We start from the raw sequence: 16500 nt of genomic DNA on the forward strand, positions 1-16500 counted from the left end.
ATGAGGCTTATTTAATTAATGTCGTTTAGGATTGTTCGTTAATGAGCAGCTTACGGAACAGGAAAGCAATTTTAAGTCTGAGCAGATCATTCATTTTCTTAAAATCAACGCCAAGAATCTCGCTTAGCTTCTCAATCCGATAAGTTGCCGTATTACGGTGAATGTAAAGCTTCTTCGCGGTCTCATTTAGCTGACCATCCTGCTCTAAATAGGTTTCTAGTGTCCGCAGCATTTCGCTCGCATAGTCAGGATCTTTACTTACAAGTCCACCTAACCAGCGATTACAGAAGGCTTCCATCCGATCTCTGGACACATGTTCGAACACAATAGCCAAGTCCATCGTCGCGAATGTCGTGATGGATTGCCCAACCCCCCACTCGGTCGCAAGCCTTTGCGTCTGTCTGCATTCATCAAAACCCTCATACAGCTGATCAGGCCTTTTCTTTCTTGCACTGACTGCCGCTCGAGGACTATCTCCGCTCTCACGTTGAATAGACGCGAAGCATACATTTAACGCGGATTCCAGACTGCCCTCAGTCTGCCCTTCAATCTCGGGGAATACAGAAAGCAAACCTTCTTCCATTACAATATGCATACCCTTCAGTTCTTGCAGTTTCGTGTGGCTTAAAAAATCCGACTTCAGCTTTTCCAGCTTCTCGATCCTTTGTCCGGCGACAGCCTGTGTCGTATCACTAAGCACACAAGTATAGTTGCCCGCAAAAAGCTCAAGCTCCCAGCGGTCTGCATACTCTACCACTTTGTCAATCGGCATTCCGTTTCGGAGATAACGTTTAATGAGGACACCAAAGTCCTTTTGAACCGACAATTCGAAATAGTCTTCGTAATTAAAATTCATTTGATAGGATAATAGCTCCGCAGCTTGCAAATACAAACTCTCTTCTATGGTAGAAAGGAATAATTGGGGATTAAAAAATAGGACAAAACCCGTACAACGCGATTGCTTCATAAGCGGAATTCGGAACGCCTGCCATTGCTTGTTTTTCATCCACTTCTGCTGCTGCGGCCACGGCCAGCTGCTAGTTAATTCAACATCAGGGACTTGCGAGCTGTTATAGACCATTTGTCCTCTTGATCCAATGATCGCCATCGGGAACCCGATAATATCCGCAAGGGAATCAAACAGTTCCGTAATATGATCTGTCTTAAGCGCCATACGCATCAAACGGACCTGCTTATCGAATATGTCCTGCAGCACCCCGGTATTACGCCTTAACTCTTCCTTAAATAAGCCGCTCATTTGATCAGAGAAAGTAAATTGGTACGGCAGCTCTATTAATGGAAAACCAAGCTCATCCGCATAAGCAATTAATTGATCAGGAATAGCATCCCAGAACCGTCCGAGCTTGATACCTAGCCCGGATGAACCCCGCTGGTTCAGCTTAGCCAGCAGCTCAGTCGCATCCTGAGGATGATCTTTGATCAAGTAGGCGGTTGTAAATAACATTTCCCCTTCCTTGATCCAATCCGTAATATCCGGCGCATCCATTACATTGACAGATCTTACAATCCGATTGCGACCTGCTGTACCGGCGACAAGCTTCCCCTCTGATAAAGGAAATACATTCAGCGCCTGTTCAACTGTCAAATGCATCGCGCACCTCCGCTCCATATGTAAAACTAGTCGACGTCATTTTATATAACATCTTAAATCAGAGAGTAGCGTTAATCAATAGGGATGTGAATATATTTAACCACATAAACTCTTAAACTAGCGATATTTCGTCGAATTGACAATATATTTGGAGATTTAACCCAAATACATGACATGATACTAACATAATGTTGATATTCTCAAAAGCTTCTCGACATAGAATACAACTGGAGGACAAAAAAAATGCCGACAAAAGCGAATTTCGCTTTTATCGGCATCGATCGAATAAGGACTATTGCTTTAATTCAGGCAATGGAAGGAACAGCAGGTTTATCGGAAGATTACTGCCGGAAGCTGGTGTGAACGCAATCGTTACCGATTCTTCCGTATCCCCTGTCCGATAAAGGACGCCGGCTTCATTCGCATTACTCAGAATTGTCGTGTTTGTCGCATAAACTAGCTTGTTGTTGATCAGGAATGCACCGCCATAATGGCCACCGCGAGGATTCAGCGCAATAAGCGTATGTGGCTTCACATGCCATAGATTCAGAACATACATTGCTCCATTGTTGCCGTCGTTAGACATAGCTTCACCTGTCAGAACATCATAACCCGACAAACGAGTGTCCACTACTTTGTCCGCAAGAATCATACGGGACGGAACATCGCCGATGGTCTGCAGTACGTTGATGCTGCGGTTAGCATTCTCGAATGTACCACGAACATGCTTGCCGTCGCGTGGCAGGATCGGAAGCTGTGGCAATGCCTGCAGCACGTCTTTGCTTGCATCTACAACAATTACGCTGAATTTGATTGGTGCTGAAGTTGTCACATCTGCGTACATCGTAAGAATACGGCCATTAACAACTTCTTTGCTGCTAAGCGGGCTGAGAACAACACGGCTTTGACCTGCAGGAATCGTAGTAACAGTTCCTACTGGATTAGTCGTTCTGGACAGCAGGTAATTCGCAGTTGCTGCTTTACCAGCTTGTGTGACATAAGGCGCAGGACCACCAAGTCCAATACGCTCATCCGTAACAGTAGCTGCTGTACTGTTCTCATTTGTTGCTACGATATAAACTTTTACAGGATTAGGACGGTTATTCTGGTTATGAATAAGGAAACGAACATTGCCGCTAGCGGTATCTTGATAATAGATACCCTCGTCATTAATCATTTCAGGGCTGTTGCTGCGAATAAACGTTTGCTGCCCCGTATTAACAACCGTGTATGGCTGCGTAGGAAGCTTCAACACGCTGGCGCCGTCGATCGTAAATTTCTCACCTTGATCGGTGTATAGCTGATCGAACTCTTGTTTCGTATAAAGCGATTCATCTGTGATCGTAACGATCTGTGAGAATTCGCTCGTCAAGCCATGTGAATCTGTTACTTTCAAAGTTACGGTCTGTTCGCCCGGTTCGAAGAAGGCTTTGGCGTTATTCGTCCATTCCCGCTTCGTAATCTTGTTCTCGTCATCCGAGCTAATATCATTATATGAAATGAGTTCGCCCATCTTGTAATAGGACTTATCTGTTGCAAAACGTGCTTCTGGCGGCATATTCTGCGGCAACACGTTCACCGTTACCGAATAAGGATCGCTCCATACGCCGTTTGCATCTTGAACCCATTTGGTCACTTTATAAGTTCCCGCTTCAGCAAACGTTGTTTGTTTGCCTTCCCAGCGTTCGTTTACAATAGCTGCGCCACTAGGCTGATAGGATTGATCAACATATGTCACTTCTGTTTGGCCGGCATAGATGACCGAAGGGCTGACCGCAAATTTAGCAATCGGCTTGAGTGTCCATTTCAAGACCAGCTTTTTCTCAGCTGGAATGGAAGATAGAGTGATGCCAAACGGGCTGAACACCGAACGAAGCGGAATCATCAGACTGCCTTTTTGTACAAAAGGCGTACCTGTAAACGTCATGCGAGTTCCGTTCACGGTATAGGAAGATTTGTTCACCGCATAACGAAGCTCTCTAGTTGCATCACGAAGGATATATTCCTTCTTGCTGGCATCATACTGGACAGTTGCACCTAATCTACCGGCAATAGCAGTAGCGGAAATATAGGTTGTCCCTTTTAATTCTGTGAGCGGCTGAGCTGCTAAATAAAGTTTGCCGTTATGGTACATTTGCTTTGTTTTCTGAAGAAGGATCAGTTGGTTTTGCCCTGCGCCGGAGCTTTCTGCTCCAACAGGTACTGCAAACAAGAGCAATGCAGCAAGTACGACTAAGGTGACTTTCTTAAACATGGGATTCTCCTTTTCTCTAAATGGATGGTTTGAACAGACATAGATTAAACGCATCCTAGCACAAAAGGTTGCACCTTTAAGACTATTTATTTCTGGCTCCTGCAATATGTTCAAATAAAATATTACGAGATTGGACCGCCTCGTTCCGTCCCGCAAGTGCTTTACGAAGCACAACTACCAATCGTTCTTCAGGCGCAACGAGTAAATACTGCCCCCCATGACCAAAGGCAAAATAACAATCAAATGCCCCATTATGCTCGACTGGCGACTGCCACCAATGATAGCCGTAGGCCCCATAGATAGGAGGCTCGTAGTGAAGAAGGCCGCGATGATGCTTTCTCGTTGACTCTTGAATCCACTCTGCTGAGATCAGCTGCCTGCCGAACCAATCCCCTTCCCGCAAATAAAGAAGGCCAAGCTTCGCCAGATCACGGCCATAAAGCTGCAGCCCGGTACCTCCTTCGTTAATCCCCTTGTGAGAGGTCCATTTTGCTTGATGAAAGCCCATCGGCTTAAAAAGACGGCTTGTCGCATAATCGAGCGCGCTTTGCCCCGTTGTTTTCGATAAGATAACGGACAAGAGATGGGATCCCCCTGAGTTATAGAGATACGCGGTCCCAGGTTCGCTGATAAGCGGACGATCAAGTACAAACCGAATGGGATCTGCCGATTTCTTCATTGCTTTATACGGCTTATCGAAGTCGGGCCAATCCCAGCCGGACGTCATCGTCAGCAGATGTTTAATTTGAATACCATCATCCGACAGACCTTCGAAATAATCGGCAATAGGCTGCTCTACACTTTGGATATGACCTTCAGCAATAGCAACCCCTACCAAAGCTGACAGGAGACTTTTCGTACAGGACAACAGAGGTCCAACCGTATCTTCGCCCGCGCTGTACCATTCCCAAGCGATTGCATCTTCCCGTAAAATGATGGCGGTGGTCATCTTCGACTCCACCAGCCATTTCTTCATTTGATCCAGCTTTGCTTCATCTAATCCTGCATCGGATGCAGAGATGGAGCGTAAATAAAGATCATCCGTGTTAGATGTTGTTGTCATTCTACGTGATCAGCCTTTCTAGGAAGATGCATCTGCAGTATCGGAAGCTGCGCCTTGTGTAGTTGTTCTTGGCAAAACAAGCATTGCCAGCATGACAATTACAGATAGTCCGACCAGTATGATAAAGATCCGATGAAGACTATGTTCCAGCTTGACTGCATCGATGACTTCTGTACTGCCCGTATGCAGCAGAAGTCCAAATAACGCGATCCCAACCGTCTGACCAAGCGTTCGGATAAAGTTATTGCTTCCGATAGCTGCGCCGCGCAGCTCCCATGAGACCGATGAGCTGACTGCAACCGTAAAGCTCGTTAAGGATAGCCCGAATGACATACCGGACAGGAACGTATAAATCATAAAGAGAACGATTGATGTATGTTCCGTCATCAGCATGAAGCCTATACTACCGACAACCAGAAACATTGAACCAACAAAAGCGATCTTGCGCATGCCTAGCTTGGCGATCCAATTCCCGGCAAGGATAGCTCCAAGCGGCCAGCCAATCGACAATGGGATCATGGCTAATCCTGAATATGTAGCACTCTCTCCGATTACGCCTTGAATCCACAGCGGCAGATAAAAGATCGCAACAACATTGATCACACAAAGCAGAAAGCTGATTGCATTCACCGTACTTATCGTGCGCAGTTTAAATAATTGAAGCGGGATTATTGGCTCAGGAGAGCGTTTCTCGATGAAGAAAAATAAGACCAAGAAGAACGCAGCAGCGATCAATAATAAGATGATAATCATCGATGAATGACTTGTTTCACTCGTCTCACGAAGAATGGTCAGCGCATACAAGAACGCAAACATCCCTATAGAGAATGCGGCAATTCCCGGATAATCAATATAACGCTTCTGTTTCGCGAACGCTTCCTTCATGGATGTGGACAGCAGCAGGATCGCCAAGATGCCAAACGGAAGGTTCATATAAAATATCGCCCGCCAGGACACATAATCGACAAGAAGGCCGCCAGCCAGTGGACCCGTGATACCTGCAACGCCCCAGATGCTGGACATCCAGCCCTGGACCTTGGCCCGTTGTTCGAATGGATATAAATCACCGATAATGGTGTAAGGAATCGTCGTTAAAGCGCCTGCTCCAAGGCCTTGTAAAGCTCGAAAAGCAATAAGCTGCGACATCGTCTGGGCAAGCCCGGATAACATGGAGCCTGCAAGAAAAATGACCGCTCCTGCAATAAACATTCTTTTTCGTCCGAACAGGTCGGATAGCTTGCCATAAATCGGCGTAGTTATGACCGTAGACAATAAGTAAATCGAAATAATCCAGCTGTATTGCTGAATGCCATGCAACTCGCCAGTTATGCTGGGCATCGCGGTACTGACGATTGTTCCTTCAATCGCTGCCAGGAAGGTTGCGACGAATAACGCAATAGTTACAGTACGTCGGTTGCTTGTTGTATTCATTATTTCTCCTTTCCGTTGCCATTATGAATTTATTTCAATGTCTGAGCTCTCTATTATGGTACTCACTGCTGGAAAAGATCAATCCATTTTGGGCTTTTTGGATGAGGAATTACCCTACCCGAAACCACTCATTTATGTTAGCCTTATAGGAGTGCCTTAAAATTAAAAATGTAACTCAAAAAATGCTTATTAGTAAGGGATGAATATATAAATGGGTTATGACTTCTTAGTTTCCATTATTGATCAGTTCGGCTATGTGTCTCTCTTTCTAGTCCTGTGTTTGGGCTTGATCGGGCTGCCTGTTCCGAATGAGGTTGTCGTCATGACAGGAGGAGCATTCGCAGCATCGGGTCTGCTTAGCCCGGTTCCAGCTTACTTAATGGTCTTCCTTGGAATCTGCTCGGCTATGACCTTTAATTACTCCATCGGCCGATTTGCCGGAAGCAAAGTGTTCGATTGGTTTATGAAAAAGAAGAACATGGATAAATTCGTGAATCAAGCTCAGCATATGAGTGAAAAATACGGCGGTTTCGCGCTTAGTATCGGTCTTGTCCTCCCTGTCCTGCGGCATGTGATGCCGTTTGTAGGAGGCACGAACAAGATGAATTACAGACGATTTGCCCTTTTTGCTTATCCAAGCGCCTTCTTATGGACTTTGATTTACTTTATTATTGGTACATTTGTAGGTGACAAGGTTCAATCCCTCGGAAATACGATTGCCGATAACGGCATGATCGTTGTATATGTCCTTTTAGCCGTAGCGGCAGGTGCAGCAGCCTGGCTGTTCATCCGGAACCGTACTGCGAAGAAGAACGAGAAAGCAGAACGTTCCATGTAAGCATAAAAAACCTCCGATTCCCGCTTCGGGATGCATCGGAGGTTTTTTATTTCCATTCTTAATGGTGCTCTAATACTAACTTCTCTTCTGCTGCATTTACCAGGTAATCAAACAGCTCGTCATCCTCTTCGAGCATATCCTCAACGGCAAGCAGCTCGTCCTCGTCGCCTGATTCATTCAGGAAAAACAAACCATATCCCCATTCTGTTCTTTTACGGCTATGAATGGTCATTTCGTATTGGTTCTGTTGTCCAGCAATTTCGAACTGTATACGGCCAACGAAGCCATTTTCCTTCGTATAGTCCATTGATGCACCTAATATTTTTACATTATCCATTTGTTCTAATCTTCCTTCCGAGATTCGTTCATTTTGTAAAAATAGCCTGTTTATTCATTGTATACGGTTTGTGACATTCGTCAACAAATGATCACCGCTCTTAAGCACATTCTCATAACTCCCGTGATGAACGCCTATGATAGGCCTTGCATACTGTACATTACGGCAGCGGATACCGCAGCCGGGTATCCCATGAGAGGGTGATTGTTTATGGCCATTGATTTAGTGGCGCTGCATTGGGTGTATCTCGTGTTTATCGTTGCCATCATCGGCTTTATGCTGATGCGGCGTGATACGTCGCTCATATGTATCGTCGGCATCTTTGTACTTGGCCTATTGGCAACCGAATCGCTGAGCGACTCTGTCAGCGGCGTGTTCAACAGCTTCATCTACGCAATTACAGAATTAATGGGCACTATTCTCATTATATCCATAATCGTTGCAATGAGCCGGGTCCTGATCCGAACCGGCATAAACGAAGTGATGATCTACCCGTTCACCCGTTTCCTACGGACACCTACACTAGCTTTCTGGGGAATCGGTCTTATTATGATGGTTACCTCCTGGTTCTTCTGGCCTTCACCAGCCGTCGCCCTGATTGGTGCAGTATTGCTGCCAGTTGCTTTACGTGTGGGTCTGCCAGCACTTGGAGCAGCAATGGCGATGAACTTGTTTGGTCACGGGATTGCGTTATCAGGTGACTACATTATCCAAGGTGCTCCAAAGCTTACAGCTGATGCGGCTGGTCTTCCTGTAAGTGACGTTATGCAAGCGAGTATCCCGCTCGTCATCGTAATGGGTCTCGTCACCACCATTGCGGCCTACTGGATGATGCGCCGGGATATGAAGACGGGCAAATGGAATGACGGCATTATCAGCAATGTCGAAGGAGATAAAGAGCTTACAGGCGGTGAAGATCTAGCCTATAAAAATGTACTGTCTCGCGGAGCAAAAATCACTTTAGCCGTCTTGATCCCGCTTCTCTTTGCTGCTGACGTCGTTACGATGTTCCTGCTAGATCTCCAGGGCGGCGATGCAACCGCACTTGTAGGCGGAACCGCTATTTTCATCATGCTCCTCATCACGATGCTGGCTCATAAGAACAAAGGTCTGGAGAAAACAACTAGTTATTTGATCGAAGGCTTCGTGTTCGGCTTCAAAGTGTTTGGACCTGTCATTCCAATCGCCGCATTCTTCTATCTTGGGGACTCCGGCTTTACCGCTATCTTCGGAGATACGTTGCCAGCCGGCTCTCAAGGCATTGTGAACGACCTTGGTGTTGCCCTTGCTAATAATGTTCCCGTCAATGGCGAGGTTGGCTCTGTGACCTTGACACTCGTAGGAGCCGTCACCGGTCTTGATGGATCTGGCTTCTCCGGCATCTCGCTTGCTGGCTCTATCGCCCAGCTGTTCGGCGGTGCAATTGGTTCAGGTGTCGCTACCTTGACCGCTCTTGGCCAAGTAGCCGCGATTTGGGTCGGCGGTGGTACGCTTGTACCTTGGGCGCTTATCCCTGCAGCAGCTATTTGCGGAGTCAGTCCCTTCGAATTGGCACGCCGCAATCTGAAGCCCGTTATTATCGGCCTTAGCGTAACTACGATTGTAGCGATGTTCTTGGTGTAAACGAGTATAAAGAAAAGGATGATTCGAAAGGTCTCTCGACCCTTTGAATCATCCTTTTGTGCTTGTTTACAAGATAATAAATGCAAATACAATAGCAAGTGCAAAGCGATAATACGCAAACCAGGACAAGCTGAGCTTCTTAATCAGGTTCAGGAAGGTTACGATAGCAATCATTGCAACGATAAATGCAGCGATAAAGCCAATAATAAAGAGTGGTGTATCCGATCCTGTCAGAAACTCACGGCTTTGAATCAAGTCAACACCACTTGCACCAGCCATAATCGGTACCGATACGAGAAAAGTGAACTCGGCCGCAGCCTTTTGGCTTGTTCCGAAGAACATACCGCCAGACATCGTAGAGCCAGAACGCGAGAAGCCTGGCCAAAGTGCGAGAACCTGGAATAAGCCAATTGCGAATGCTTGCTTGTATGTAATGTCATCAAGCTCTTCTGCTGTAACTTTCTTCTTGATGCGGTCTGCAACAATCATTAGTATACCGCCTGCAACCAGACCAATAAGAACCGTTTCTGAGCTGAATAAATAATCTTTGATGAATCCATGAAGCAACACGCCAATTACGCCAGCTGGAATCATGGCCAGAATAATGTGCAAGGCATTAATGCCGGATGATTCCTTGAAGTTAAAATTAAGCAAGCTGATAAATTTTCTCCGATACAACACGAGGACGGCTAGCACGGCACCAAGTTGTATAACAACCTCGAACACTTTGGCACGGTCATCCTGGAAGTTCAGCAAATCTGCAGTCAGAATCAAATGTCCGGTTGACGAGACAGGTAAAAACTCCGTCAAGCCTTCAATGATGCCCATAATAATGGCATTAAATAAATCTCCCAAATGTAGTCCTCCATCTCCTATTATTTCCGCGAACAGCACTTCTCTTTAAACCAACCTTTTAATAATAGCACAAGCGTAAGACGAGCGAAAGCAACCAACGTTTTAGGAGAAAAGCCGCATTCCTATCTTAGGAAAACGGCTCATCAGTCCCTATTCATTAACGGGGTTAACGACATGGAAGATAATTTCGATTTTGCGGATCCGATGCCGTTCTTTCTCCCGGATGATAAAAGTCAGCTCTTCGTGATCCTGCGGTTCCCCAACTTCCAGATCTGGGTATTGATTAAATAACCAGCCACCAATCGAATCTACATCATGGCTTTCAAGATGACAGCCAATGGCATCATTAACCTCACCAATTAGCGCTTTGCCGTCTACAATAAAACGATTCGGCTCGACCGCATCAATTTCCTTCACCTCATCGGCATCAAATTCATCACGAATTTCGCCAACGATCTCCTCGATAATATCCTCGATCGTAATCAGTCCGGATGTCCCACCATATTCATCATGCAAAATAGCGATATGCACCCGTTCCAGCTGCATCTTACGAAGCAGCTTCTTGATTGGCATCACTTCCGGTACAGACATCACAGGCTGAAGCATCGTTGCAACATCTGTCTCATTGTTACCAAAATACTGCATAAAGAACTGCTTCGTATTGATGATTCCAACGATGTTATCCTTGCTGCCCTTAGCGACAGGGAACCTTGTATATTGCTCTCTTCGGATTATCGAGATATTCTCCACCTTGGAGTTCTCCATAAACAAACAGACCATATCCGTCCGCGGAACCATGATCTCCCGAGCTAACCGTTCGTCAAATTCGAATATCCGGTTTACGTAGCTGAGCTCGCTCTTATTAATTTTTCCGCTTTCGTAGCTCTCCGACATAATACTCCGGATCTCTTCTTCGGAATGAGCTTCCTGCTCTCCTGTTGGCTTGAAGCCAAGCAGCCTGACGACCCCGTTGGCCGAGCCGTTAAGCAGCCAGATAAACGGAAACATCACTTTATAAAAGCCAATGATAATAGGAGCAACGGATAAACTGATTTGCTCCGGTTTGATGATGGCTACGGTCTTTGGTGCCAGCTCGCCTAGAACGACATGCAAGTAGGTAACAACGGCGAAAGATAAAATAAACGACAAGACATTAACCAGTTCGCCGCCAATATGAAGCTGGTGAAACAATGGATCAAGCAAATCATGAACCGTCGGCTCTCCAAGCCAGCCGAGTCCAAGCGCAGTAATGGTTATACCAAGCTGGCAGGCGGACAAATAGCTGTCCAAGTGCTGCAGAACATTTTGAACCGCTGCTCCATTACGAACCCCTTCAGCGACCAATTGCTGCACCCTGCTGGTACGAAGGCGGACGACTGCAAATTCAGTTGCTACGAAGAAAGCGGAACAAAACAGCAGCACCGCAAACAAGATCAGTTTCAGAACCATGAGCGTCTCCTTCTTTTCTTCTGAACTGTTGATAACTACTTGTATGTTACCCCGTCAACGCGTTCATGAATCCTGCAAAAATAAACCGTATACCTATCCACTAAAGGACAGATATACGGTTTACACTTTACCTCGCCTATTAATAACCCACTTCCACCGATGCATTCACGATGTAGATCAGATCATTCTTATCCTCTTTATCCGGTAGAACGACACCACTTGTTGTCATCATACCACCGTCCATGATTTCAACGGTAACCTGACCATAAGGCAGAACCGCCTTAACCTGCTCTACATCAAGCAATTCCTTATCACAAGGAACAGCGAGCTTGACATGTACCTTCATATTGTCGAGCGTCCCACCTGGTAAGACCGATCGAAGCCCCGGCATTGAATTATGATGAATTGCATTCTGAACCGCACGTATTGACGCTTTCGTAATGTTCTGACCATGCAGATCACAGCCCATTCCGATCTCAATAAAAAATAATTTGTCCATTCCGTTCCCCTCCATTACCAAGGTACATCATCATCTTGCGCCGCTGATGAGTTGTCATCTTCATACGGCGGTATTGCTGGTTCTTCTTTCACATTCGTACCGATAATCGGCAGAATTTCTTCAAGATCCGGCGGCTGCAGCAGCTCGACTGGCGATACACCTTTTTCGAATTGGAACGCATCACCTTCAATTACGGTTACATAACGTCCATTATGTTTTGCGAAATGCAAAGTTACCCCAAAGTCTGCAAGCAGCCCTTTTATCGTTACCCCACCAAGCTTAAACGAGAATGGCAGGTCCGGCTTCTGCTCAACAAGAGCGGCGGAAGCGGTTGTTACCTGCTCATGCGTCCAATATTCCTGCAGCTCACGCTTCTCGCTTGCCGCCCATACTTCAATAGCATTCTCTTCCTCACGACGTTCCACACTTTCAGGAGCAGCTTGCCATTTGTCCTCCATATACTGCTGGACCATCCCAAGCACCTGCTCGCCCATCACTTCAGGCAAAGGCTTCTCGTAGGATACGAACTTCAGGAAATCCTCGAAATAGCGAGCATGTGAAGCCTGATGAATTTTGAGCTCCCATTGATCAAGAGATCCTTCCTCCGGCATATGCGGATATTGGATTGACTTCATGCCACGTGCACTGATAGCCATTTCAACATGAGAAATCAAGCTTCGTTCGTCTGAGATCCGCGCGATTTTTGGTTCAAAATCACATTTGAGCAGGAACAGGAAAGGTTCATCGAAATAAGTGTTCAGCTTCGCTCTGGCGATAATAAATGCTCCGCCGCGAACCGCTGTCGTATCCATATAAATATGTACCAATTCATCGGCGATACCGATAAAACGTTCCTTGCTGTCAGCTTCCCGTAAACGTTGGAACAAGTTATAGTTCTGATTACTACCCAGCTCATAGCCTGGTTCAACCATAAATCGTCCAATTTTCGTCGGAGCATTCTCCGTATTGGGATTGCGCTCTACCTTACGTTTTACAATCCGAGTAAACTCGCCATCAAGGAATCGCTTGATCTCGCTATCTTCATAATCGTCTTCATCCAGCGTTTGAAAATGCTTGTATCGTTTCGAGGACGAGCTGTCCTCACCATCTGTTACGATAACGAAGAAAGATAAATATTCCATTCTGAAATCCACTTTGTCGTTTCCCCCATGTCATTAAGCTTCATAATCATTAAGAACATATGGCAGCTTCTGATAGCGATAAGTCGGCTTCAGCTCCGTGTTATCAAATCCGCGATGCCAGACCGGTGTTGTAGACGGCGACATCGGTGGAATTAACCAAGACCAATTGCCAGTTAAATGGCGACCGTTATTTTGCTCCTGCTGAGCGAAACGCATGAACTGCTCGGCAGCTGTATGATGATCAACGATGCTGACGCCGTGTTTTTTGTAAGAATGAATAACAGCAACGTTCATCTCTGTCATCGCACGATCCTTCCATAGGGAAGTATTAGTCGTTGTATCAAGGCCCATAAGCTTGGCAACGTTCGGAAGCTGATTATATCGGCCAGTATCAGCAAGATTGCGTGCTCCGATTTCCGTTCCCATGTACCAGCCGTTAAACGGCGCCGCTGTATACGTGATACCACCGATCTCCAGCAACATATCCGAGATGAACGGAACGGCATACCATCGCAGATTTAGCTCCTCAAAATTTGCGATTTCCGGATGGGATAAGGGCACTTCCTTCACAAGTCCTTCCGGCAGCTCATACCATCTCGGCGGCTCATTATTCACTTGAATAACAAGCGGCAGAATATCAAAAGCAGTCCTTGCACCTTGCCAGCCCAATGTTGTACATACACGGGTAAAAGCAACTGAAGCTGGGTCACCAACCACTCCCATTTCCGTGTCATACCCAGCATAACGTACCAACTGATGATTCCATATACGAATTCGCTTCTCTCCCTGCTGCGGGGCAAAGACCGTAATTGTAGGACGAATACGCCCATCATTTGTTGCATATTTCATGTGATTAAATATCGAGTCTGCAATTTCATCCGACTTATGTAAAGAACGAGCATCTCTCACTTCAAGTGACTGCCAGAATAAACGGCCAATACAGCGATTGCTGTTGCGCCAAGCCACTCTTGCTCCGTGACGGAGCTCCTCCATGGTATGCTCATAGCTGCCTGTCTTTAAGATAGACTGCTCAATTTCCGCAAGCCGCTGCTTTGCTTCTTTTTCGGTTTTTCCTAATTCTATATAACAATCGGCGATAAACTGCTCTGCCTCTTTGTAGAGTTCTGTTGCAATCATACTTTGTGCCTACTTCCTAAAACGACTTTCCTCTTAAGATACCGTATTTTTTCCTTAGTCGCCACCTCAGTGAGCCTGGAAACAACGGAGTTCACTTATTGTTCAACGTTTCATTTAACCGTCCTGTCACAATTAACATCAGGAAGGATACTGCGATAATAGCTGCTGTCCATGACCAGGCTAACGGCATATGTCCAGATTCGACTGCAGTATAGATCGCTGTTGGTGTTGTTTGAGTCACTCCTGGGATATTACCTGCTATCATAAGGGTTGCTCCAAACTCTCCAAGACTTCTAGCGAAGCCAAGAATGTAGGAAGATACGAACGAACGACCAGCTAGAGGCAGCGTTATATAACGAAACACCTGCCATTCACCTGCTCCAACCGATCTTGCTGAATCCTCCAGATGCCGCTCTACCCCTTGAAAACCTGTCTTCATCGTTTGATATACAAGTGGGAATGCGACCACTACAGCTGCAATGACGCCAGCAATCCAAGTGAAGATAATAGGCTGATTAAACAGCCATTCATAAGCGATTCCAACCCATCCTCTCCGACCTAGCGTAACAAGCAACAGGAATCCAATGACCGTAGGCGGCAATACAAGAGGCAGCATAAATATCGTCTCAAGAATAAGCCTCCCTCGGCGTTTCTTTCTCGTCATCCACCAGGCAGCCCATACTCCAAGAATGGCTACGAATAGGCTGGCTGTAAAACATATTTTCAAGGATAACACCAGCGGTGCTGACCAATCCTCCCAAGTCCATTCCGACAATCTGATTCACTCCGATACCAATACCCATGATGTAAACCATTATAGACAGGCCCTATGCAAAGTGTAAATGTCACATCAATATTAAACAGAAAAATCGCCACATTCCTTCAATCTGAAGAGAATGCGGCGATTATAATTAACCATCTTAATTATTCGCTTTTCTGACGGCCAAGCACCAAGAAAATAAGGATTAAGATAAATGCCGTCAATGCCATTAGCGGGATCGTAATGAAACCAAGCCAGTTCAAATAATCATAGTTGCATGGAATACCTGAGCGGCACGGCATCATTTCGCCAACCTTTGGGAACCAGATCTCAAAATTATGATAGATCGAAATGAGCATCCCAATCACACTAAGCGGCAATACATAACCAATGATTCTGCGGTCACCGCGGTAAACAGCAATGCCAAGCAGAATAACTTGCGGATACATGAAGATACGCTGGTACCAGCACAAATCACATGGGATAAACCCGCGTATTTCACTGAAATACAAGGATCCTCCTGTAGCAACTAATGAGACAATCCAAGCCAAATACAAACCATATCGCTGGAACCAGCTTTCATAGATTTCGGTTTCATTTGTCGTTGTCAATCGTTCCTACTCCTTATTAACCGCTTCATCAATTGCTGCTTTGATGCTCGCGTAATCAAGGTTGCCTGCATATTGCACTCCATTAATAAAGAGTGTTGGTGTACCGGTAACATTCAGCGGGCCTACCATTGCATTATCCTTGTTCACTTCGCTTTGGTACGTCTTATTGTCGATATCCTTCTTCAGCTTGTCGAAGTCAATCGAAAGATTCGCATCCTTCGCGAGTTGTACCAGATAATCTGATGTTGCCCAATTGGTCTTCTCATTTTGTTGGTTATCATAGATCGCTTTGTAATAAGGCCAGAAAGCCTCATTGCTTTGCTGTTGTACAGATTCCGCCGCCAATGCTGCGGTTACGGAGTCAGGACCGATAAACGTATAATTCGCGAAATAAAGTGCTGCTTTACCTGTATCGATGAAATCTTTTTCAATCTGAGGCTCTACGTTCTGCGCAAAATATTGACAAACCGGACATTTATAATCGCCGAACTCGACAATTTTGACCGGAGCATCTGCACTTCCCTTCATAGGCATGCCAGTTAAATCGATATCATACACCTTGTTGCTTAATTCCGCTTGTTGTTTCGATTGATGATTGATGCCAAGAATAATAACGACAATAACAGCTACAATCGCCAGTGTTAATACGATCAGCGACTTGTTGGATTGCTTCTTAACCGGTTGATACTTCGTATTTGGCCTTGGCCGTTGTTTCGCTTTCACTTGATTACTCAAACTTGTCCATTCCCTTCCCGGCATTTGAATGAGGCTCAGCAGCACCGCACACAATTTCATACGCACGGTGCTCGGAATACGCCTATACTTGTAGCCTAGTTTCAACGGGCATTAATGTCAATATGAAGCTCCAACATGACGAAATACTGTCATA

At 45.8% G+C, this 16500-nt stretch carries 15 protein-coding genes; 2 read left to right on the forward strand and 13 right to left on the reverse strand.

Going from position 1 to position 16500, the window contains the following annotated elements; genetic code table 11:
- Positions 1-25: 25 nt before the first annotated feature.
- The 4 genes from AC0YNT_RS21430 to AC0YNT_RS21445 all read right to left on the reverse strand — a co-directional run bounded on the left by AC0YNT_RS21430 (position 26) and on the right by AC0YNT_RS21445 (position 6360).
- Positions 26-1612, reverse strand: a complete 1587-nt coding sequence (locus AC0YNT_RS21430; RefSeq protein WP_475806467.1) for a PucR family transcriptional regulator — start codon at positions 1610-1612, stop codon at positions 26-28.
- 292 nt (positions 1613-1904) lie between these two features.
- On the reverse strand, positions 1905-3866 hold the full coding sequence (locus AC0YNT_RS21435; protein ID WP_475806468.1) for a stalk domain-containing protein: 1962 nt from the start codon (positions 3864-3866) through the stop codon (positions 1905-1907).
- A gap of 82 nt (positions 3867-3948) precedes the next feature.
- A complete protein-coding gene (locus tag AC0YNT_RS21440; protein WP_475806469.1) occupies positions 3949-4929 on the reverse strand; it encodes a serine hydrolase domain-containing protein in 981 nt (326 codons plus the stop codon).
- An 18-nt stretch (positions 4930-4947) separates the two neighbouring features.
- The gene (locus AC0YNT_RS21445) at positions 4948-6360 is read right to left on the reverse strand and encodes an MDR family MFS transporter (protein WP_475806470.1); all 1413 of its coding nucleotides are present in this window, start codon (positions 6358-6360) and stop codon (positions 4948-4950) included.
- Between the two features lie 211 nt (positions 6361-6571).
- Between AC0YNT_RS21445 and AC0YNT_RS21450 the strand changes: the two genes are divergently transcribed.
- Positions 6572-7198 carry a DedA family protein gene (locus AC0YNT_RS21450; protein WP_167280639.1) on the forward strand — a complete coding sequence of 209 codons (627 nt, stop codon included), beginning with the start codon at positions 6572-6574 and terminating at the stop codon, positions 7196-7198.
- 58 nt (positions 7199-7256) lie between these two features.
- On the opposite strand, the gene AC0YNT_RS21455 is transcribed toward AC0YNT_RS21450, so the two are convergent.
- A complete protein-coding gene (locus AC0YNT_RS21455) occupies positions 7257-7535 on the reverse strand; it encodes a hypothetical protein (RefSeq protein ID WP_441888951.1) in 279 nt (92 codons plus the stop codon).
- 210 nt (positions 7536-7745) lie between these two features.
- Here AC0YNT_RS21455 and AC0YNT_RS21460 point away from each other — a divergent pair, with 210 nt between their 5' ends.
- A complete protein-coding gene (locus AC0YNT_RS21460; RefSeq protein WP_475806471.1) occupies positions 7746-9158 on the forward strand; it encodes a hypothetical protein in 1413 nt (470 codons plus the stop codon).
- A gap of 66 nt (positions 9159-9224) precedes the next feature.
- On the opposite strand, the gene AC0YNT_RS21465 is transcribed toward AC0YNT_RS21460, so the two are convergent.
- The 8 genes from AC0YNT_RS21465 to AC0YNT_RS21500 form a co-directional block, all read right to left on the reverse strand.
- Positions 9225-10013, reverse strand: coding sequence for an undecaprenyl-diphosphate phosphatase (locus tag AC0YNT_RS21465; RefSeq protein ID WP_167280642.1), 789 nt, complete (start codon positions 10011-10013; stop codon positions 9225-9227).
- 150 nt (positions 10014-10163) lie between these two features.
- A complete protein-coding gene (locus tag AC0YNT_RS21470) occupies positions 10164-11462 on the reverse strand; it encodes a hemolysin family protein (RefSeq protein WP_475806472.1) in 1299 nt (432 codons plus the stop codon).
- 139 nt (positions 11463-11601) lie between these two features.
- Positions 11602-11961, reverse strand: coding sequence for a Lin0512 family protein (locus tag AC0YNT_RS21475; RefSeq protein WP_167280644.1), 360 nt, complete (start codon positions 11959-11961; stop codon positions 11602-11604).
- Positions 11962-11975: 14 nt separating this feature from the next.
- Entirely contained in the window at positions 11976-13115 is a 1140-nt protein-coding gene (locus tag AC0YNT_RS21480; protein WP_475806473.1) for a DUF3900 domain-containing protein, read from the reverse strand.
- Positions 13116-13136: 21 nt separating this feature from the next.
- A complete protein-coding gene (locus AC0YNT_RS21485; RefSeq protein WP_475806474.1) occupies positions 13137-14240 on the reverse strand; it encodes a nitric oxide synthase oxygenase in 1104 nt (367 codons plus the stop codon).
- A 91-nt stretch (positions 14241-14331) separates the two neighbouring features.
- A complete protein-coding gene (modB, locus tag AC0YNT_RS21490) occupies positions 14332-15015 on the reverse strand; it encodes a molybdate ABC transporter permease subunit (protein WP_475806475.1) in 684 nt (227 codons plus the stop codon).
- Between the two features lie 149 nt (positions 15016-15164).
- The gene (locus tag AC0YNT_RS21495; RefSeq protein ID WP_475806476.1) at positions 15165-15611 is read right to left on the reverse strand and encodes a disulfide oxidoreductase; all 447 of its coding nucleotides are present in this window, start codon (positions 15609-15611) and stop codon (positions 15165-15167) included.
- A gap of 6 nt (positions 15612-15617) precedes the next feature.
- Positions 15618-16406 (reverse strand): DsbA family protein, encoded by a 789-nt coding sequence (locus AC0YNT_RS21500; RefSeq protein WP_475806691.1) that lies wholly within the window; start codon positions 16404-16406, stop codon positions 15618-15620.
- Between the last annotated feature and the right edge of the window lie 94 nt (positions 16407-16500).

Source organism: Paenibacillus sp. J22R56 (assembly GCF_056269375.1).